Source organism: Allobosea sp. P4_E12, assembly GCF_056401655.1.
In genome coordinates this window covers 99,130-119,058 of record NZ_JBFUIY010000019.1, presented here as the reverse complement: position 1 = coordinate 119,058, position 19,929 = coordinate 99,130, and the positions used below count along the sequence as shown (strand labels likewise).

Sequence of the window (19,929 nt, the reverse complement as noted above, 5' to 3'; positions counted from 1 at the left end):
GATGAACGGGTCCGGGATGATTTGCCCGGAGCCGGTTGCACCCGCTATGGCGTGTACAACGCCGAACCAACGAGACGTCCCGTGCCCCTCATCTACAAGATCTGCCCCGAACAGCTCTGGCGTGACGCTGAGCTCGCCGGGTCATTCAACGGCGCTGCCATCGATCTCGCCGACGGCTACATCCATTTCTCCACAGGCGGACAGCTTCGCGAAACGGCAGAAAAGCACTTCGCCGGTCAGAGTGGCCTCCTGCTGATCGCCGTGGACGATACGGCACTCGGCTCGGCGCTGCGCTACGAACCCTCGCGCGGCGGCGCGCTCTTCCCGCATCTCTATTCGGCCCTCGCCCCCAAGATCGTGCGCTGGATTGCGCCGCTCGCCACGGGGACGAATGGCAGCCCCGTCATTCCGGAGGACATTTCGTGATCGGCAGCCTCTTCAACCTCGCCCGGCCCCTGATCCACAAGCTGGATGCCGAGATGGCGCATCGCCTGACGGTTGCCGCACTGGCGGCCGCACCGGCGTTGAAGCCGGCTGCCGACGATCCGATCCTGGCGACCGAGGCTTTCGGGCTCGCCTTCGCGAACCCGATCGGCCTGGCGGCCGGCTTCGACAAACATGCTGAGGCGGTCGATGGCGCCCTGGGGCTCGGCTTCGGCTTTGTCGAGGTCGGTGGCGTGACGCCGCTGCCGCAGCCCGGTAATCCGCGCCCGCGTGTCTTCCGGTTGCCCGAAGACGAAGCCGTCATCAACCGGTACGGATTGAACAGCGAGGGCATGGAAGCGGTCGCGGCCAGGCTCGCAGCCCGCCGCAAGCGCGGCGGCATCGTTGGCGTCAATCTCGGCGCCAACAAGGACTCCGCCGACCGCGCCGCCGACTACGCCATCCTGGCCAGGCGGCTCGCGCCGCTTGCCGATTTCCTCACGGTCAACGTCTCCTCGCCCAACACGCCCGGCCTGCGGGATCTGCAGGCGGAATCGGCGCTGGACGACCTGATCGCGCGAGCGCTCGCCGCCCGCGACGAGGCCGGACAGGCCACAAGCCGCCGCACGCCCGTTCTGCTCAAGATCGCCCCTGACCTGACGCTGCCTGAACTCGACGGCATCGTGGCCGTGGCTCGCAGGCGTGCGATCGACGGCATGATCGTCTCCAACACCACTGTCGCACGGCCGGACAGCCTGCGGGGAGCCTCTCGCGGCGAAACCGGCGGCCTCTCGGGCCGACCGCTCTTTGCGTCCTCGACCCGCATCCTCGCCGAGACCTATCGGCGCGTCGAGACGCAGTTCCCGCTGGTCGGTGTCGGCGGCGTCGACTCCGCTTCCGCCGCCTTCGCCAAGATCAGGGCCGGCGCCAGCCTGGTGCAGTTCTATTCGGCGATGGTCTTCAAGGGGCCCGCCCTCGTGAGCGAGGTCAAGACGGGGCTGGTGCGTGAGGCCCGCCGTGCCGGGGCGAGCCGGATTGCGGACCTAGTCGGCCGCGATGCCGAGGCGATCGCGCGGGGAGAGGGGCTGTAAGGCGCAGCCAGCGTCTCGGGCCGTGGCGCTCACGCCATGGCCGGCTTGCGCCGCATCCGATGTTCTAGCCTTCTGTGTTTGCATCGGCTTTCCCGAAAGCCGCAATCCACTTTTCGGGCCGATGCTTTAGCGCCGCGAGGCGAACAGGCGAGAGAGCAGCCAGATCGGGACCACGACCAGCGCTCCTGCGAGCACCCATTGGCCGACCTCGCGCACGGCGCCAAAACCGAGATCACCAAGCGACCGCAGGAAGCGCGCCACGGCGTCGAAAAGTCCGCGCGGCGTCAGCCCGAGAAAGGCCATGGCGGCGCCGACGAGCAGTGAAATGAAGATCAGCCGGACAAGAACGCTGAGAAACGAACCGCCCAGGAAGTGATCGAGATTGCCATTGGCCATTGCCGGAATTCCTATCGATAGACGAGACGGGCCATAGAACGGTTGAACCGCGCCTGAATGGCGAACAGCCGCCTCATCGGAACGCTCAGATCGTCGCCGACGCGCCCGCCGTCGCCCATGCCGTTCCCGCGATCTTCGAGGCGGCTATCACGGCCTGCGTACGGCTGTCGACATTGAGCTTGGTCAAGATGGCCGAAACATGGGCCTTCACCGTCGCCTCGGAGACCCCGAGCTCATAGGCGATCTGCTTGTTCAACAGCCCTTCCGAGAGCATCATCAGGACACGGACCTGTTGCGGCGTCAGCGTCGACAGCCGCCGCACCATGTCGGCGATCTCGGCATCGACCGGCGCTGAAAGATCGACCCCCGGCGGAGTCCAGACGTTGCCCTCGAGCACCGCTCGAATGGCCTCGCCCATCTGCTCGACCTCGGCCGTCTTCGGCAGGAAGCCAAGCGCCCCGAACTCGATGCAACGGCGGATCACAGCCGGGTCGTCATTGGCCGAGACGACGATGACCGGGATTTCCGGGTGATCGGCCCGCAGGAACAGCAGGCCGGAAAAACCCTGGACGCCGGGCATCGTCAGATCGAGCATGACGAGATCGGCGTCCCCGTCCTCGGCCAGCGCTTTCGTCAAAGCCTCGAGCGAACCAACCTCGCTCACTTCCGCCCCTTCCAACGCATGCGATACGGCCTGACGCAAGGCGCCGCGAAAGAGCGGGTGGTCATCTGCGATGACGATATGCGTCGGTGTTTGCCGGTTCATGCTGTCATCCCCTCCACAGCCCTGCCTATTCTGCCCCATAGGCGGGCGCAGGCTCAAGCATTTCAAGCCGATAAGACGGTATGAGCGCTGCAAACCGGCACGGAAGCCTGTGAACCAGAATGGCGCTTGCGGCAACGCAACAGAATATTCGCCTTTAGACTCCGGACCGACACTTCAGCCCTGCACCGGCAGGAGCGTCTCCAGCGCCTCGATACGGTCCGCCTCACGCGGCGGCTTATCCCAGCGAATGCGGCTGATCCGGGGAAAGCGCATGGCGAGTCCGGATTTATGCCGGGTCGAACGCTGCAGCCCCTCGAAGGCGACTTCCAGCACCAGTCCCTTGTCGGCTTCATGCGTGACCTCTCGCACCGGGCCGAAGCGGTTCAGCGTGTTGCGGCGCACGAAGCGGTCGAGCTCCAGCAACTCCTCGTCGGTGAAGCCGAAATAGGCCTTGCCGACCGGCACGAGTTCCTCGCCTTCCTCCGTCGTTCGCCAGACGCCGAAGGTGAAATCCGAATAGAAGGACGAACGTTTGCCGTGACCACGCTGGGCGTACATCAGCACGCAATCGACCAGCCGCGCATCCCGCTTCCACTTGTACCAATACCCTTTCGGCCGGCCGGGCAAATAGGGCGAATCAAGGCGCTTGATCATGCAGCCCTCGACGGCTTCGGCATCGACGCCGGCTCCAGAGGCCTCGGGGTCTGCGCGCGCGGCCGCCAGTTCCTCCCAATCGCTGAAGGCGATCGGCGGTGACAGATCCACCACTGCGGAGGACAGCCGCGCGACAAAGGCCACGAGCCGCTTGCCGCGTTCGGCGAGCGGCAAGTCGCGAATGTCCTCCTCGCCATCGACGAGCAGGTCATAGGCCCGGATATGAGCCGGATACTCCGCCAGCATCTTCGCGGTGACGCTCTTGCGGTTCAGCCGTTGCTGAAGCGTGTTGAAGCTCTGGACGGCATTCTCGCGGCGCACCAGCAATTCGCCGTCGAGTGCGCCGTCGAGAACGAGCGCCTCCGTGACATCCGGGAAGGAGGCGCCGATATCCTCGCCGGTCCGTGAATAGAGCCGGGTGATGCGGGCCCCATCGGCGCGCGTGCCGCTGACCGCCTGAACGCGGATTCCGTCCCATTTCCACTCGGCCTGGAACTCCGCCGGAACGAGCTTGTCGAAATCGCCCTCCTCGATCGGGTGCGAGAGCATGGCGGGGCGGAAGGGCGCCGGATCCGTCGCGGCCGGCCGCGGTCCCCTGCCTTCCAGCCAGGCGAAGAGCGGCTCATAGGGCGGCTCCAGCCCGTGCCAGACCTGCTCGATCTCGTCGGGCTCGACACCGCCGAGGCTCGCCGCTGCCGTCTTGGCGAGCCGGGAGGAGACCCCGATACGCAATGCGCCGGTGATGAGCTTGAGCAATGCCCAGCGTCCGGTCTCATCGAGCGCATCGAGCCAAGACGCGATCAGGCGGGGCAAGTCCGTCTTGCCGGAGTTTCGCAGGCCCGAGACGACATCGGGCAGGTGTGGCGCCGCATTCGCACCGTGCCGGGCCGGCCACATCAGGGCTATGGTCTCCGAGAGATCGCCGACATAGTCGTAGGATAGCGCAAACAGCACCGGGTCCGTACGCTCGGCGATCAGCGCCCGGATCAGGCCCGGCTTGGCGTTCTGGAACACCAGGCCGCCGGTCATCGCGGCCAGTGCCAGCCCCCGGTCCGGATCAGGCGTAGTGCGCAGGTAATCCGCGATCAGCGCGAGCTTCGCATTGCGGCGCGGTTCATAGGCAAGCCTGTCGAGCAACCAGGCGAAACGGTTCATCCTGCCCTCCCCCGCAGCAGTTTCAGGCAAACGTCAAGGCTGGCGCCGGGGCCCTGCCTGTCCCGAAATTCCCTCATCAGGCCATTCACCGGCGTTCAGTCTCCATTCATGAACGAAACCTTACCAGCCAAGGGAGCAGTCATGAGGATGTCGGGATGCGCGCCGCGATGCGGTTCTTTGCCGTGAATCTCATTGTGGCCTTGGCATTCGCAACGTTGCAGATCGGCAGCGCTGCAGCCGCGTCCTTTGAATGCCGGGAAACGCCGATGATGCAGGCGGCGATACCGCTCCCTGCCGTCGCAGCCAAGATCAGCCGCGAGCATAAGCTCGACATCCTGGCCATCGGCTCGTCTTCCACGGAAGGGATCGGCGCGTCCTCCAAGGACAAGAGCTACCCCGCCCGTCTGCAGAAGCTGCTTGGTCAGAGCTGGCCCAATGCCGCCATCAGCGTCACCAATGCCGGGATCGGGGGCGAAACCGCCCCGCAGACGATCGCGCGCCTGAAAAGGGCCCTGAGCGAGCGGCGCTATGATCTCGTCATCTGGCAGGTCGGCACCAATGATGCGGTGCAGGGTGGTGATCTCGCCGCCTTCGAGGCCATGGTCTCCGACGGCATCACGGCAGTCCGCCAGGCCGGCTCCGGTCTCGTGATCCTCGACCCGCAGTATTTTCCGACGGTGAAGGATCCCGAACGGTATCGCAGCTTTGTCGAGGCCATCGCAGACACGGCACGCAGCCGCTCGATCCCCGTTCTCTCGCGCTACAACACGATGCGCGACTGGCATCGGCGCGACGCCAATGCGTTCGCCGCGGTGCTCGCCAGTGACGGCTTCCATATGAGCGACACCGGTTACGATTGCCTGGCGCGGGACATGGCCGTCTCGCTGCTCGGCATGACGCTGCCCGGCCGCTCCCACACCGCGCAGGCCGCACAGTAGAGGCGGCTGCCGGCTGCTAGAGCTGCGCGGCATCGGCCGTCTCGCTCACGGTTTCGGCCTCGCCCTCGTCGCCATAGCCGACAAGATGCAGCGGCTTCGCGTTCAGTCCGACCGTCCCGCACCAATGGACCAATGCGTCGGCCTCACCATGGGTGACCCAGATCTCGCCGGCGCCGGTTTCTCTGATCGTTGCCTGAAGATCGCCCCAGTCGGCATGATCTGAAACGATCAGCGGCAATTCCACGCCCCTCTGCCGCGCTCTCGCCCGGATCCGCATCCAGCCAGACGCGAAGGCGGTCACGGGGTCCGGAAATTTCCGCGCCCAGAGATCCTGAATCGAGCTTGGCGGGCAGATGACGATCTCTCCGGCCAGCGCCTTCCGATCGCTCGCCGAAACCAGGCGCGTCTCCCCGACGGGAACTCCTTCCGAAGCGTAGAACTCCGTCAGGGTCTCGAGCGCACCATGGATATAGATGGGCCGCTCGTAGCCGGCCTCGCGGATCAGAGCCATGACACGCTGCGCCTTGCCGAGCGAATAGGCGCCGACGATATGCGTCCGCTCGGGAAAGAGCCTGACCGATTCCAGCAGCTTGGCGATTTCGGCACCGGCCGGCGGATGGCGAAACACCGGCAGGCCGAATGTCGCCTCGGTGATGAAGACATCACAGGAAACCGGTTCGAAACCGGCGCAGGTCGGGTCGCGTTCGCGCTTGTAATCGCCGGAGACGACGATCCGCAGCCCCTTGCTCTCGACCACGATCTGGGCGGAGCCAAGGACATGCCCTGCCGGGACGAAGCGGATATCGACCGGACCGATCGACGTCATCGCGCCCGGCACCGCCTCCTGCCGGCTCTGCGTAAAGCCCTCGCCATAGCGCAAGGCCATGATCGCCAGCGTCTCGCGCGTCGCCAGGACGGCGCCGTGTCCCGCCCGCGCATGGTCGGAATGGCCATGGGTGATCAGCGCCCGCGCCACCGGGCGAACCGGATCGATATGAATGTCAGCCAGCGGGCAATAGAGGCCGGCCGGCGTCGGGATCAACAGCTCCGAAGGGCGCATTGTCTGGTCTGGTGCATGGGCGTGAGATAAAGTCGATCGCTCATGGAAAAAATCCAGCCTCGTTTCTCGACGTCGTCCGGCGATCCCCGACTCGACCGCCGCTATGAATGGGCGGCCGCCGCGCTCTCCGAGGGAGACGCCGCAACAGCCGTCGATCTCCTCGATCAAACGCTCGGGGAGGCGCCGGGTTTCGTCGCGGCCTGGCATCTCTACGGCAAGGCCAAGGCGAAACTTGGCAGCAAGGAGGAGGCCGCGGAAGCATGGCGGCAATGCCTGGTTCTCGATGATGCGGATCATCTCGGCGCCAGGCTCGATCTCGCGCGCATCGGCGCGATTCCGGCGGAACTGGCCGCCTCCGATGCATTCTCCGGCCGTCTCTTCGACGAATACGCCGAACGTTTCGATAGTCACCTCGTAGAATCCCTGTCCTATCATGGTCCAGCCCTGCTGAAGGACGCACTTGCGCGGGCCTGTGCAGCGCAAAACCGCGCCCTGTCCTTCGCCATGACACTCGATCTCGGTTGCGGCACCGGGCTGATGGGCGAAGCGATCAGAGCCGAAACCGAGTTTCTCGCCGGCTGCGATCTCTCGGCCCGGATGATCGAGAAGGCGCGCGCCAAGTCACGCGATGACGGAGGCCCGCTCTATGACAAGCTCGCCGTGGCGGGCCTCGTCGAATTCCTCGCAAGCCGCCGCGATGCGTCGGCCGATCTGGTCATCGCGGCCGATGTCTTCGTCTATCTCGGCGAACTTGCGCCGGCCTTCGCTCAAACGGCGCGGGTTCTGACAGCCACGGGCCTGGTTGCCTTCACCGTGCAGGATCATGACGGCGAGGACGTGATCGTCGGTGAGGATCGTCGTTTCGCCCATGGCGAACGCTGGCTCCGGCGGCAGTTGTCCGAAGCTCGGTTGACGCCGCTCCTGCTGGAGGCCGCAAGCACGCGGAAGGACCGCGGGAAGCCGGTGCCGGGGCTGGTTGTGGTGGCGGCGCGCGCTTAGGCCAACGCAAGGTCTCAGGGTCCCATGGCCCAAAGGGGCGGGATTTCACTCTCGCCCCGCACCGCCTATCTCTATCCCGCATGGATGCCCCCGCCGCCTCCCTCCCGCCAGGATTCGCCGACTGGTTCGCTTATCGCGGCTGGACTGCACGCCCGCATCAGCTTGCATTGCTGGAAGAGGCGCGCGCCGGGCGCTCGACCCTGCTCGTCGCGCCGACCGGCGCCGGCAAGACGCTTGCGGGCTTCCTGCCCTCGCTGGTCGAGCTCAGCGAGGGCAATGGCCGCCGTGACGGCCTGCACACCCTCTACATCTCGCCGCTCAAGGCTCTCGCTGTCGACATCGCCCGCAATCTCGAGACGCCGATCCGGGAGATGGCGCTGCCGGTCACGGTCGAGACCCGCACGGGAGACACCTCCGCCGCCAAGCGCACCCGGCAGATCGCGCGACCGCCGGACATCCTGCTGACCACGCCGGAACAGCTCGCCCTCCTGGTCTCGCACCGGGATGCGAAGCCGTTCTTCGCCAGCCTCAGGCGCGTCGTGCTCGACGAGTTGCACGCGCTCGTCACCTCGAAGCGCGGCGACCTGCTTTCGCTCGACCTGGCGCGGCTGCGCAAACTCGCGCCAAAACTCTCGGCTGTGGGCCTCTCGGCGACGGTGCGCGAGCCGGCCGACCTGCAGCGCTATCTCGGCGGGGTCGGGACTTCGGCCGGGCTGGTCGCCGTCAAGGGCGGGGCAAGCGCGCGGATCGGCATCCTGCAATCCGCCAACCGCCTGCCGATGGCCGGGCACACCACCGGCCATGCCATTCGCGACGTCTACAAGGCGATCGGCGATCACCGCCTGACCTTGGTCTTCGTCAATACGCGCATGCAGGCCGAGTTCATGTTCCAGGGCCTGTGGAACATCAATGACGACAATCTGCCGATCGCGCTGCATCACGGCTCGCTCGACGCCCAGCAGCGCCGCAAGGTCGAGGCGGCGATGGCCGCGGGCAAGCTGAAGGCCGTCGTCTGCACCTCGACGCTGGATCTCGGCATCGACTGGGGCGATGTCGACCTGGTCATCAATATCGGCGCGCCGAAGGGCGCGAGCCGGCTGATGCAGCGCATCGGCCGCTCGAATCACCGCATGGACGAGCCGTCGCAGGCCCTGCTCGTTCCCTCCAATCGCTTCGAACTTCTGGAATGCCGCGCCGCCCTCGACGCTGTCGCTGAAGCCGCTCAGGACACGCCTGAGCCCCGTATCGGCGCGCTCGATGTGCTGGCCCAGCACGTGCTCGGCATCGCCTGTTCCGACGGTTTTGCTCCGGACGCGCTCTACGAGGAGGTGCGCACCGCGTCGCCCTATGCCGGCCTTGCGCGGGTCGATTTCGACGCCGTGGTCAATTTCGTCGCGACCGGCGGCTATGCCCTGCGCAGCTATGAACGCTTCGCCAAGCTCCGGCGGGGCAAGGACGGGCTCTTCCGCGCAAGCAACCCGCGCGTGATCCAGCAATATCGCATGAATGTCGGCACCATCGTCGAATCGACCATGCTCAAGGTCCGGCTTGGCCGGCTGCGCAGCGCAAGGCCCGGCCAGCCCGGCATGCTGAGCCGCGGCGGCCGTATCCTGGGTGAGATCGAGGAGTATTTCGCGGAGACGATGACGAGCGGCGACACCTTTGTCTTCGCAGGCGAGGTGCTCCGCTTCGAGGGTATCACCGAGAACGAGGTCGTCTGCTCGCGCACCAATCCGGGCACCGACCCAAAGATCCCGTCCTATGCCGGGGGCAAATTCCCCCTCTCGACCTTCCTCGCGGCCCGCGTGCGCGCCATGCTCGCCTCGCCGCAGGAATGGGCCAGGCTGCCGGACGAGGTGTCCTCCTGGCTGCATGCGCAAAGGCTGAAGTCGCGCCTGCCCAAACCCGGCGAGTTGCTGGTCGAGACCTTTCCGCGCGGTGGGCGGTTCTATCTTGTCGCGTACCCGTTCGAGGGCCGCCTCGCCCATCAGACGCTCGGCATGCTGCTGACGCGGCGGCTGGAGCGGGCCCGCATGAGACCGCTCGGCTTCGTCTGCAACGATTACGGTATCGCGGTCTGGACGTTGGGCGACATGTCGGCGGCGGTCGCCCGTGGAGCGCTCTCGCTCGACGAACTGTTCGCCCAGGACATGCTCGGCGACGATCTCGAGGCATGGCTCGCCGAATCGGCTCTGATGAAGCGCACCTTTCGCGCCTGCGCCATCATTGGCGGGCTGATCGAACGCCGCTTCCCCGGGCAGGAGAAGAGCGGCCGGCAGGTCACGATGTCGAGCGATCTCGTCTACGACGTGCTGCGCCAGCACGAGCCTGACCACGTGCTGCTGAAAGCCGCATGGGCCGACGCTGCAACAGGCTTGCTCGATATCCAGCGGCTCGCTCAAATGCTGACACGAATCAGCGGCCGGATCGTGCATCAGCCGCTGGACCATGTTTCGCCGCTCAGTGTTTCGGTAATGCTCGAAATCGGACGCGAGGCGGTTCATGGCGAGGCAGCCGACGAGATCCTGGCGGAGGCTGAAGCGATGATGCTCGAAGAGGCGATGGCGTGACGCTGCCCGCAACCAACGAATTTTCAGCCCGTGAGGCGGGAGCACTCATGCTCGGGCGGCTCGCAATCGTCCCCGATCTCTCGGGCGCGCTGTGGCTGCCCGAAGAGCGCACGCTCGTCGTAGCCGATCTGCATCTGGAAAAAGGCTCGGCCTATGCGGCGCGCGGCATCTTCCTGCCGCCCTATGATTCCGCGACGACGCTGGCGACGCTGACGGCCGCGATCCTGCGTCACGCTCCAGCGCGCGTCATCGCGCTTGGCGACAGCTTTCACGACCGCGGCGCGGAGGAGCGGATCAGCAGTGACGATCTGCGCTCCCTGCACCTGCTGCAAAAGGGCCGTGACTGGCTCTGGGTGACCGGCAACCACGACCCCGCGATCAGCCGGACGATGGGCGGCGAAACTGCGGCCTGCCTCGCGATTGCAGACGTCGTGCTGCGCCACGAACCCGATGCGGCTGAGGCCGGCTTCGAGATCGCCGGGCATCTCCACCCGGCGGCCAAGATCAGGATGCGCGGGCGGGCCCTGCGTCGCCGCAGTTTCGCGCTCTCCGGGCGGCGCTGCATCCTCCCGGCCATGGGCGCCTATGCCGGCGGGCTGAACCTTCGCGATGCCGCCTTCCGTCCGCTTTTTCGCGACGGTCTGACGGCGCATATGCTCGGCGACGGCAGGCTCTTCCGGATCGATCGGCAGTTGCTGCTGGCGGACTGATGCGGGRCCATCGTTCCCGGAGAGCGCCAGCGCACCCGGCTCTGAGCTGAAGCAATCTCTCCATTACCAATGGAGTGCTCGACAGCAGCAGGATCGCCGAGAAGGACCGGTTCCGACTTTTTCACATGCTGTTTGCCCGCTACGGGTTGCGTCCGGCGGGGGCTTGTGGCATCAGGACGCCGCTTCGGAACGACGCCGCGCCTGCCATCGCCGATTTCGCGATTGAACGGCGCTTCAAGGCTTACGGTCCTGCTGCGGTAGCTCAGTGGTAGAGCACTCCATTGGTAATGGAGAGGTCGAGAGTTCAATCCTCTCTCGCAGCACCAGCCCAACACGCCTGAAATCACGCAAATCAATGTGAGCATGGGTTACACACCCGCTTGGCGGTACGTGGGCGGCCGGTATGCCTGTTCTCACAGCTCGCCATCGCCGATATCCAAGGACCGGCATCCGTCCCTTGGAAATACCGATCGGACAGCCACCCCATCACAGATCGTCACATTGTGCTGAAACCGAGCCTCACGGACTGATCGCTCCGTCCTCCCATCGCGCTCGCGACCGCTGCTACCGTCAGACAGGCTCTGCGCGTGCCGTCACGGCCCCGCGCATCTTCTCAGTGTAGTCCGTCAAGCTCGGCCAGACCGAGGCGATGACGTCGAGTTCGGCCAGGGACGACATCGTGTCGCCCTGGGCCAATGCAGGACGCAGTCGTGCCTGGGCTGACAGGAGCGCTTGCCCCTCTGGCGTATTGCGCAGGCTTGCCTCGCCCAGCACCGTGAAGATCGGCGTCGCTTCGGTGCGCCCGCGAACGGCGATGCGGTCGAGTTCAAAGACAAAGAAGGCGTCCTCGATCGCGCGCGCGGTCCCGTCTCCGATGACGACCGGCACCGCGTAATCCTTGGTCACGCCCTCCAATCGCGACGCGAGATTCACGGCATCGCCCAGAACAGAGTAGTCGTAACGCCAGCGCGACCCGATATTGCCGACAACGCACATGCCGGTATTGACCCCCACTCCGACGGCAAGCGGCGGCAGACCGGGCTCCTCCATCTGGAGTTCCCCATTCAAGCGCTCGACCGCCTGCGACATTCTTAGCGCGGCGGCGATGGCAGCACTCGCATGGTTCGGATCGGACAGYGGCGCATTCCAGAATGCCATGACGCAATCGCCCATATATTTGTCGATTGTGCCACGGGCCTCCAGGACCTGTTCCGATAGCGCATCGAGAAGGCGGTTGATGATGCTGGTCAGCCGGATCGGGTCATCTTTCAGGCGCTCCGACAGGCTGGTGAAGCCACGCACGTCGCAGAACAGGACGCTGATCTCGCGCCGCTCGCCGCCCAGCTTCAACGAATCGGGATTGCGCGCGAGTTCCTCGACCAGATCGGGCGTGACGTAGCGGGAAAAAGCCTGCGAAACGGCGGCGCGCAGCCGGCGCTCGCGGGCGTAGTCGATGCCAAAGCGTGCGCCGAACCCTATGAAGGCCGCAAGCGTCGGCGTCACCGGCGGCAGCCAGACTCGGCCGTAGCGCAGCAGGAGCCAGCTGCCGGCGGCAATGGCAATGACGCTTGCCGCCGCGATCACGCCCGTGCGCCAGGTGATGGCCGCCGAGCCCGTGCCGCAGCCGATCAGGGAGCAAACCAGGACGACGGCTGCGATCGCGCTGAGTGGTGCGGGTCTGATCCAGAGCCCATGCCTGAGATTATCGAGCAGGGTCGCGTGGATCTCGACGCCCGACGTCAGTGTTCCGGTTTTCGTGGTGTAGGGGGTGGAAAACGCATCGTTCGCACCGGAAGCAGCAGTCGGGGCCGCCTTCAGGTTGAACCCAACCAGCACGACCTTGTCTTTGAGGAGGCCTGGCGGAAGAAAGGCTGCCGGGTCGAGCGCCTGATAATAGGAGACCGTCGGATAGGTGCGTGGTCCGCCGAGATACTGGATCAGGACACGCTCGGGGATAGCGGGCAGGGGTTCGCCAATCTGGCCAAGGAGCGCGGCGGCAAAGCTGCCTTCGATGCGTGGCATTCGCCGCAGGACGCCGTCGCTGTCGAGATCGACGGAGGTCACACCGGTTTCCGCGCCGTTTTCCGTGAACGCCGGCAGGGGCTCGACCAGCGAGACCTGCGTGCCATGGTCCATGGCGATGACTTCGCGATCTGCCGCCAGCACCATGCCGGGTGCGAGCGCAGCGGCAAGAGCGGCATCGGCGGCTTCACCCGACGGTTCCGAGAAGATGATATCGAGGCCAATGACCTTCGCGCCTGCCTGCTTCAGGCTCTGGACCAGGCGGGCGTGAGTTGCGCGCGACCAGGGCCAGCGCTCGGACAATTCGGCGAAGGACGGCTCATCGATTGCGACGATCACGGCCCCGGGCTGATCCGGCTGGGGCGGGGCGATCATGGTCAGGATATCGAAGACCCTGGCCTCGACGATCCTGATGCCGGCGCGGCCATGCAGCGGCACGATGAGAAGCGAAACCAGCGCTGCCAGTAAAATGTTGCGCAGGCGGGGGCGCCCGCGCAATTCGATCTGCAGGGCCCTGTAGCGGTGAAGCAGAGCCGCGGCGACCCGGCCTTGAGCAGGCGCTGCGCGCGCCATCAGAACCGGACCTTGAGCGAGCCGGCAATCGTGCGGCCCGCACCGAGGATCGCTTCGCTGGTGCCGACGCGCGCGGCGACCTGCTCGTAGCGCCTGTCGAAGACGTTGAGCAGGGAGAGTCCCAGCAGAAAGCGCCGATCCGGCGTTTCGTAGCTGGCCGCGAGGTCGGTGGTCCAGAAAGGATCGAGCTTGACGCCGCCGGGACTGTCGTAGCGCTCACCGATATAGTTCTCGATCACCGAGAACTTGATGCGGCTGGGATGGACGAAAGTCAGCCCGGCGCGCGCGAAGCGACGCGGCACGAACGGCACGTCGACTTCCAGGCCGTTCGCGTCGATCGTACTGGAATTGGCCATGCCGATGGTGCCGAAGACGCCGATGCCATGCGTCAGCCAGATATTCGCGGTCGCCGTGACATAGTCGATCCTGGCCTTGTTCAGGTCGAAGCTGTCGAGCGTGTCGGGGAAATCGAGCCGCAGGTTTCGGGCTCGCTGGTTCTGGTACTCGACTGCGGTGAAAATGTTCTGGGTCCATTCGGCGTCCCAGCGCAGCGCCACCGTTTCCTTGTTGCCGCCGAGCTGGACCGGCAGGGCGTTCGGAACCAGCCCCACCGTGGTCACCGGTGACAATGTGAACCCGTTCGGCAACTCGGTGTCGCGCCGCCAGGCCGCGCGCAGCCAATGGTTATCGATCGGGGAGAAACCTATGCCGATGCGCGGATCGGCATAGGTCTTGGACCGCGACGGCCCCATATCGGCGCCGAGCAGCTGGATGCCACCCTCGATCTGGATCTTGTCGGAGGGCTGCCATTGCAGATTGGTATAGGCGCGACCGGCCGTGAAATTGCTGCGGGTGCCGTCAAAGGTGTCGTTGCTTTCCAGGAACGAAATGAGGGGAATGGACAGCGTCGCGCCTTGCGCGATGAAGCTGCGAATGCGTCCGCTCTGGCCTTCGAGGCCGCTGCGCAAGGTGAAATCGCCGAAGCCGAAGGTATGGCTGAGCGCGGCCGTGACTGAATCGACCTTCGTGTCCTTCCGCTCGCGCGTGTCGAGCGACAGGAAGAACGGCCCGAAGGTTGGATCGTCGATGACGGCGGCATTCGTCACAGTCCGACGCTGTGACTGATCAGCCCCGGTCGCGACCACTGCACCGGTCAGCACGTTGCGGTAGCCGAATGTGTGGCTCCAGCCGGCGCCGGCCTGATAGGTCTTCACGGAATTGGTATCAGCGTCGAAGAGGTTGATCGCCGGAGCGATCAGATCCGGCTTGGCTGAGTTCACCGTGCCCCAGAGCAGGAAGCGATCGGCCGCACTGGGCGCGATACCGACGAATGCCGCCGCCGACTGGCCGTCTTCGCCGCCGGCCCGGCCGCGGCGATTGCCCGTGTCGATCCGGTTATAGGACAGGGAAACCGATGTCGGCACCGGCTCGTTGCTGAAGGCCTGGACCATGGCCTCGCTTTGCCAGCCGTTGCGGCCGTTGCGGCGTATGAGAGAGCCGCCGAACTCGATGTCGATGAAGGGCCGGCGCAGCAGATCGATGCGGCCGATACGGCCGGAGACCGCCAGCGGATCGAAGAACAAGCCCTGCAGGATGAGGTTGCCGGCGACATCGGCGGTACCGCCTTCGATCTGGTCGAGCGTCGGGCGGGCGAAGAGCGGCCGGGCGCGGCGCGCTGCCGATTGGTCGAAATAGCTCGTGGCGCTGAACGGATCGGCGACGCGGTCGGTGTAATAGCGCCCCCAATCCTCGAGGCTCAGCAGGCGATAGGCCTGCCCGAGATAGGAACCACCGGTCTTCGTCGTCGCCAGCGCCGCGAAATAGCCCCCACGGTTGCGATAGCGTCTCACAGCCTCGCGCGCATTGATGATGGCGGCATCGGCCTCGAGCTGGTCGACGGCGATGGCAGTCCGGGTGATGGATATGATGGGATCGTTCTTGTCGAGACGGTCGGCATTGTCGAGCGCCTGGCCAGCCACTTCCAGGTCACCACTCTGATATTGGGCAATGGCGACCGCGAGCAGACTCTGCGCGTCAGCTGGATTGGCGGCGCTTCCGGCGAGCGTGAACTCCAGCGCCTTCGCCATGTCGCCCTTCTGCAGGTAGTAGCGCCCCTTGGCGGTGTAGGCGGCATCGAGCGAGGGATCGAGCGCCAGTGCCTTCTCGATCAGCCTTCCGGCTTCATCGACGCGGCTCTGGTCGAGCAAGAGAGTGGCGAGATTCGCATAGGCAACAGGATCATCGGGATCGACCGCGATAGCCCGCCGGAAGGCACGCTCGGCCTCAAGCGGCGCATCGCGGGCGCTCTCGGCGAGGCCAAGGCCGTTCCAAAGCGTGGCCTCGCCGGGAGCGACCTCCGTGCCGCGCGTGAAATCGGCAACGGCCCCATCGAGATCGCTGTCGATGCTGCTCTTGAGGTAACCGGAGGCCAGCAGCGTCTCGGGGCTGTCGGGATCGATGGTGCGCATGCGCTCGACGGTGGCCCGCATCTCGTCGCGTCGGTTCAGGAGCAACGAGACCTGCGCCGACACCATCGAGGAGAGCAGGTGGCGGGGCGCCGCCTTCTCCGTCTGACGCAGCACGTTTGCCGCCTCTTCCAGGCCTTTGCCGAAGCCCATGACATAGGCGGCACAGACATTCTGGTCCGCTCCACCGACGCGTGGCATTGGCAGCACGCGCTTGGGTTCGGCCATCGTGGCGGCGGCGTAATAACCGCATCGCGCCGTCAGTTGCTGGCGCCCCGTCGTGCCACGTGCCGCCCGCGCGAACAGCGCGGCTGCTTCCTTGTAGCGCTTGGCCGAACCCGCGAGCATCGCCTCGACGAGATCGAGGCGGGCGCTCTGGCTGGAACGGTTCGCCTGCGTCTCGCCCGTACCGCGCCGCGCCGCAGTCCAGTCCTCGTCCGGGCCCGGGATGAAAGCCGGACGCTGGCCGAGGCGCCGGCGCGCCTCCGCCACCGCCTGCAGCACGATCTCGCGCGGATCATGACCCATGCCATTTTCCGCAATCGCGACCCAATCCTCAGTCGTGCGCGCCGGGATCGGGATGGCGGCGAGCCGCGCGCGCTCGCTGCGCCGTGCCGCACCGTCGAGGCGGGTCGCCGGCAGGCCACGGAACAGGCCGCGCAGCTCCATGTAGAACAGCATCTGCTCGCGATCGTCGGACCTGACCAGAACGGTCTTGGTCGGACGTTCTCCGATACGCGCCGTTGCGCCTTCGCCTTGCTGGACCGTGACCGAGCCCTGGGGGTTGCTGAACTCGACTGTGCCTTCCAGCACGACCAGCGACGTGCGGTCGCCCTGGACCGACAGCGACCAGTCGGTGCCGCGGATCGCGGCCGAGGCGGCCGGCGTCTTCACGGTCACGCCAGTACCGCCGCGCGAGGCACGAGCCCAGACATTGCCATTCGGCACTGTCAATTCGGTCGTGCCCGTCGCCGCTGCGACCTGGTTGACGACGAGCGTCGACTGGCGCCCGACGCGGATCGTCGTCTGGTCCTGAAAGGTGATGCCGAGCGTCCCGATCTCACCGGTACGCAGCGTATCGCCACCAACCACGTCCTGGCGCACGACGGCCGGGTGCCAGCGCGGCTCTCGCTGCAGCTGGAGTTCCTCGCCCCCCTTTGCGGAGACGATGGCGCCGGCGCGAGGCGTCGATCGCGGTACAGGCTCCTGGGCCGATCCCGCCGTCGACGTTGCGGCCACAACCATGAGGCCGGCAAATCCCCGGCGAACGACGCGGCGGAACATGGTGAAGCCCCCGGAGCAATCCAAAACCGTCTAACTAGCTTTTGCTGGTTACAGGTATTAGGGGATGACCTACCGTCCGGCTGTGCCTTTTAGGCAACATGCCGGAGAAGATTTCCAAGCTCCGATTAAAGTGACTTGGCCAAAGATATGGCCCATGTCCACGGGACGGCAGTCAACAAGAGTGCAATCAGCCCCCGCTTGAGGCAGCGAAACTTCGAACGCAGTATCCGGGCGTTGACGTAACACTGGTTCAACACGTCATCGAGGTATTCTTCTTCCGTCATCTTGACGAAGCGAGAACGAAACTCGTCCTGCGGGAGGCCTGCGACAGTACCGAAAAAGGAGAGCGATGGTTTTCCAGCCCGCAGGCGAGGAATCTGCCCGCGCATCAACTGGTACAGAACCGTCGCGAACCCGCCCGCCGCAACGGCCAGGGCAAACATAAAAATGCCGTTCCATTGCTTTACGGCAGGCGTTGCAGCCGAGAGCGCGCCCATCATAGCAACTGTGATGCCCATCAGCCCGGCGCTGCGGCTATCATGCCGCCCGATCCAGTCGATCATCTGCGAAAGCGACTTCTCGGCCCGCTCCCTGACCCAGTCCTCAGCCATTTTCTGCCCTCGCCCCCACCAAGTCCCTTTGCGTCAATCCACAATCACGCGCAAGTACTCTCAGTATCGACCCGACGTGCGAGAGAGATCGGCATCGTTGCTCATTCCATCGCGGCATCAGGCGCCAGGACGTCTTCGGTTGGAATACAGCTTCAGCTGGCTTCGAACTTCCGGGCTCGAAACGCGCGCATTTTCGCGCGGTTGCCGCAAACCTCCATCTCGCACCAGCGTCGCCGCCGATTCTTGGTCGTGTCGAACATGAGCCAGCCGCAATGGTCTCCCTCGCAGCGCTTGACCCGCGCGAGATCTTGCTGGGTCATCACGGTGAGAGCCGAGAGCGCAATCGGCCCGAGCACCGCCTCCACGAGGGCCGTGTAGGGGTCCCATGTCCAGGCGAATCCACCGCCTGAGGTCGAGAGCCGCGCCCGGCTCAGGCAATGGGCATGAACCGCCGTCAACGCCGCGCGATCCTCCTCCCGCGGCGTATCGCGCCGGGCCAATGCCGCGCCGATCTCGTAGACGGTTTCCCGAAGCGCATGGGCCTCGCTCAGCAGCCGGGAAGCGAGAACCTCGTCGGCAGCGACCATTGCCAGGGCCGCATCCCTGTCCGTGTCACTAAGCAGTTTTGCGAGATGCGCCCAGAGGACGATATCGGCCCCGTTATGCAGATACTCGGCATGCTGCGTCCCTCCCCGATCCGCGACAGAATTGACAAAATCGAAGGCGAGCTCGCTGGCGATAAGCGGCAAACTCACAGCGCGGCTGGGGGGCGGCAGGTCGTTGGCATCCATGTAACCGCCTATACCCGTTTAAAAGGTTCTATCAAGCGCTTTCCTCGCGCTCCCTCCCGTAGCGGAGAGCCAGCGGGACACTTGCCCTCGGGGATGCCTCTGACCATGTTGCTGGCCCTCCCGCAGACCGGACGCGGCATCTTGCAGGTACGCTGCGACAGCAGTGCGATTTCAGCAAGGAGGCGCCGCGGCCACCCTTTCGAGCCGTTCGAAACACAGTTCGAGTTCGGCATCGGTCACGGTCATGGGCAGAGAAAAGCCGATGCTGGCCGGCCCTTTGGACGTCGTCGAAAGGCCGAACTCGAAACAGCGCGACACGAGCCTGGCCGCGAATGCCGGGCCGGGATTCATGCCGAAAGCGGCGGGGTCGAACTCGATGGCGAGCAGCAATCCGCACCCTCGTACGCCGAGAATGGCGGGGGCCTCGCTTGCGAGAGCGGCGATGCGCGACCTGATGCGCCGTTCAAGCTCGGCAGCGCGCCGCACCAACCCGTCACGCTCGACGATATCGATCATGGTCAGGGCGGCTCGCGTGGTGAGCGGGTTCTTCTCATGCGTGTAGTGACCGAGATCGAGCTCGGGGGCGATGTCCAGCCGCGCGTCGGCGATGACGGCGGCGATCGGCAGGAGCCCACCACCCAGCGCCTTACCGAGCACCACCGCGTCGGGTATGGCGCCGACATGTTCAAAGGCGAAGAAGCGGCCGGTCTTGCCGAGGCCTGATGGAATCTCGTCGAAGATCAGCAGTGCGCCGTGCCGGTTGCAGAGATCGCGCACTTCGGCCCAGAGCCCGTCCGGCGGGACATGGCAGTTGGAACGGATCGGCTCAGCGACAACGGCCGCGATGCCGGTCTCGGACCTCCCAAGAGCTTCGCGCATCTCCGCGAGCATGCGCTGCGCGCCGTCCGGCGCCCAATAGGGCGTCACGTGCCGACGCCCCGGCAGGAAGGGGCCGAGGCGCGGGTCCGCTGCGGCTTTCGACAGGCCAAAAGCGCCGAAGCCGTGCCCGTGATAGGAGCCTTCCAGCGAGATCGTCTCGTGGCGGCCCGTCGTCACGCGCGCCAGCTTCAGGGCGATCTCCATGGCGTCCGAACCGCCGGTCGCGAAGAGAACCTTGGCCCGCGCACCGGGCCAGTACGCCAGCAGCTTCTCGGCCAGCCCAACTGCGGGTTCGTTGGTGAAGCGGCGCGGCGCGAAGGGCAGCGTATCGAGCTGACGCTTCAACGCCGCGATCACCTCGGGGTGACCATGCCCGATATGGTGGACGGTGTTGCCGTGCAGGTCGATGAAGCGGCGCCCCTCGCTATCCTCGAGCCAGATGCCCTCCGCGGCCCGCAGTGCCGACAAACAGGGGCTCGATCCCTTCTGGTGGAAGAAGGCAGTTGCGTCGCGCGATACGAGATTGTCTTCCATGGCCATCG

Annotated in this window: 15 protein-coding genes and 1 tRNA gene; 7 read left to right on the top strand and 9 right to left on the bottom strand. The window is 65.6% G+C overall.

From position 1 onward, the window contains the following. Nucleotides 1–81 precede the first annotated feature (81 nt). Nucleotides 82–426: a DUF952 domain-containing protein gene (locus AC1DW9_RS23355; protein ID WP_441490141.1), complete on the top strand. Its 345-nt coding sequence runs from the start codon at nucleotides 82–84 to the stop codon at nucleotides 424–426. Next, complete coding sequence (locus tag AC1DW9_RS23350; RefSeq protein ID WP_441490142.1) at nucleotides 423–1,514, top strand: quinone-dependent dihydroorotate dehydrogenase; 1,092 nt, start codon at nucleotides 423–425, stop codon at nucleotides 1,512–1,514. The genes AC1DW9_RS23355 and AC1DW9_RS23350 overlap by 4 nt, the downstream gene beginning before the upstream one ends. A gap of 126 nt (nucleotides 1,515–1,640) precedes the next feature. On the opposite strand, the gene AC1DW9_RS23345 is transcribed toward AC1DW9_RS23350, so the two are convergent. From AC1DW9_RS23345 to AC1DW9_RS23335, 3 genes are all read right to left on the bottom strand, one after another. Then, on the bottom strand, nucleotides 1,641–1,910 hold the full coding sequence (locus AC1DW9_RS23345) for a DUF6460 domain-containing protein (protein ID WP_069877667.1): 270 nt from the start codon (nucleotides 1,908–1,910) through the stop codon (nucleotides 1,641–1,643). A gap of 85 nt (nucleotides 1,911–1,995) precedes the next feature. Then, nucleotides 1,996–2,676, bottom strand: a complete 681-nt coding sequence (locus tag AC1DW9_RS23340) for a response regulator (RefSeq protein ID WP_441490143.1) — start codon at nucleotides 2,674–2,676, stop codon at nucleotides 1,996–1,998. Between the two features lie 174 nt (nucleotides 2,677–2,850). Further along, nucleotides 2,851–4,485, bottom strand: coding sequence for a cisplatin damage response ATP-dependent DNA ligase (locus tag AC1DW9_RS23335; protein ID WP_441506024.1), 1,635 nt, complete (start codon nucleotides 4,483–4,485; stop codon nucleotides 2,851–2,853). Between the two features lie 155 nt (nucleotides 4,486–4,640). Here AC1DW9_RS23335 and AC1DW9_RS23330 point away from each other — a divergent pair, with 155 nt between their 5' ends. Then, nucleotides 4,641–5,423 (top strand): SGNH/GDSL hydrolase family protein, encoded by a 783-nt coding sequence (locus tag AC1DW9_RS23330; protein ID WP_441490145.1) that lies wholly within the window; start codon nucleotides 4,641–4,643, stop codon nucleotides 5,421–5,423. 16 nt (nucleotides 5,424–5,439) lie between these two features. Here the strand turns inward: AC1DW9_RS23330 and AC1DW9_RS23325 are convergent, their stop codons facing one another. After that, nucleotides 5,440–6,483 (bottom strand): ligase-associated DNA damage response exonuclease, encoded by a 1,044-nt coding sequence (locus AC1DW9_RS23325; protein ID WP_441490146.1) that lies wholly within the window; start codon nucleotides 6,481–6,483, stop codon nucleotides 5,440–5,442. A 42-nt stretch (nucleotides 6,484–6,525) separates the two neighbouring features. On the opposite strand from AC1DW9_RS23325, the gene AC1DW9_RS23320 reads away from it, so the two are divergent. From AC1DW9_RS23320 to AC1DW9_RS23305, 4 genes are all read left to right on the top strand, one after another. Continuing rightward, the gene (locus AC1DW9_RS23320; protein ID WP_441490147.1) at nucleotides 6,526–7,482 is read left to right on the top strand and encodes a class I SAM-dependent DNA methyltransferase; all 957 of its coding nucleotides are present in this window, start codon (nucleotides 6,526–6,528) and stop codon (nucleotides 7,480–7,482) included. An 80-nt stretch (nucleotides 7,483–7,562) separates the two neighbouring features. Further along, on the top strand, nucleotides 7,563–10,052 hold the full coding sequence (locus AC1DW9_RS23315; protein ID WP_441506022.1) for a ligase-associated DNA damage response DEXH box helicase: 2,490 nt from the start codon (nucleotides 7,563–7,565) through the stop codon (nucleotides 10,050–10,052). A 47-nt stretch (nucleotides 10,053–10,099) separates the two neighbouring features. After that, nucleotides 10,100–10,762, top strand: a complete 663-nt coding sequence (gene pdeM, locus AC1DW9_RS23310) for a ligase-associated DNA damage response endonuclease PdeM (protein WP_441506134.1) — start codon at nucleotides 10,100–10,102, stop codon at nucleotides 10,760–10,762. Nucleotides 10,763–11,013: 251 nt separating this feature from the next. After that, nucleotides 11,014–11,088 (top strand) — tRNA-Thr (locus tag AC1DW9_RS23305). Between the two features lie 244 nt (nucleotides 11,089–11,332). Here AC1DW9_RS23305 and AC1DW9_RS23300 read toward each other — a convergent pair. From AC1DW9_RS23300 to AC1DW9_RS23280, 5 genes are all read right to left on the bottom strand, one after another. Continuing rightward, entirely contained in the window at nucleotides 11,333–13,357 is a 2,025-nt protein-coding gene (locus tag AC1DW9_RS23300; RefSeq protein WP_441507228.1) for a CHASE2 domain-containing protein, read from the bottom strand. Then, complete coding sequence (locus tag AC1DW9_RS23295) at nucleotides 13,357–17,106, bottom strand: FecR domain-containing protein (protein WP_441507229.1); 3,750 nt, start codon at nucleotides 17,104–17,106, stop codon at nucleotides 13,357–13,359. Before AC1DW9_RS23295 ends, AC1DW9_RS23300 begins: the two co-directional genes overlap by 1 nt. Nucleotides 17,107–17,231: 125 nt before the next feature. Continuing rightward, nucleotides 17,232–17,717 (bottom strand): Pycsar system effector family protein, encoded by a 486-nt coding sequence (locus tag AC1DW9_RS23290; RefSeq protein ID WP_441507230.1) that lies wholly within the window; start codon nucleotides 17,715–17,717, stop codon nucleotides 17,232–17,234. Nucleotides 17,718–17,869: 152 nt separating this feature from the next. After that, nucleotides 17,870–18,508 carry a CGNR zinc finger domain-containing protein gene (locus AC1DW9_RS23285; protein WP_441490151.1) on the bottom strand — a complete coding sequence of 213 codons (639 nt, stop codon included), beginning with the start codon at nucleotides 18,506–18,508 and terminating at the stop codon, nucleotides 17,870–17,872. Nucleotides 18,509–18,679: 171 nt separating this feature from the next. Further along, nucleotides 18,680–19,927 (bottom strand): aminotransferase class III-fold pyridoxal phosphate-dependent enzyme, encoded by a 1,248-nt coding sequence (locus tag AC1DW9_RS23280; protein WP_441507231.1) that lies wholly within the window; start codon nucleotides 19,925–19,927, stop codon nucleotides 18,680–18,682. Between the last annotated feature and the right edge of the window lie 2 nt (nucleotides 19,928–19,929).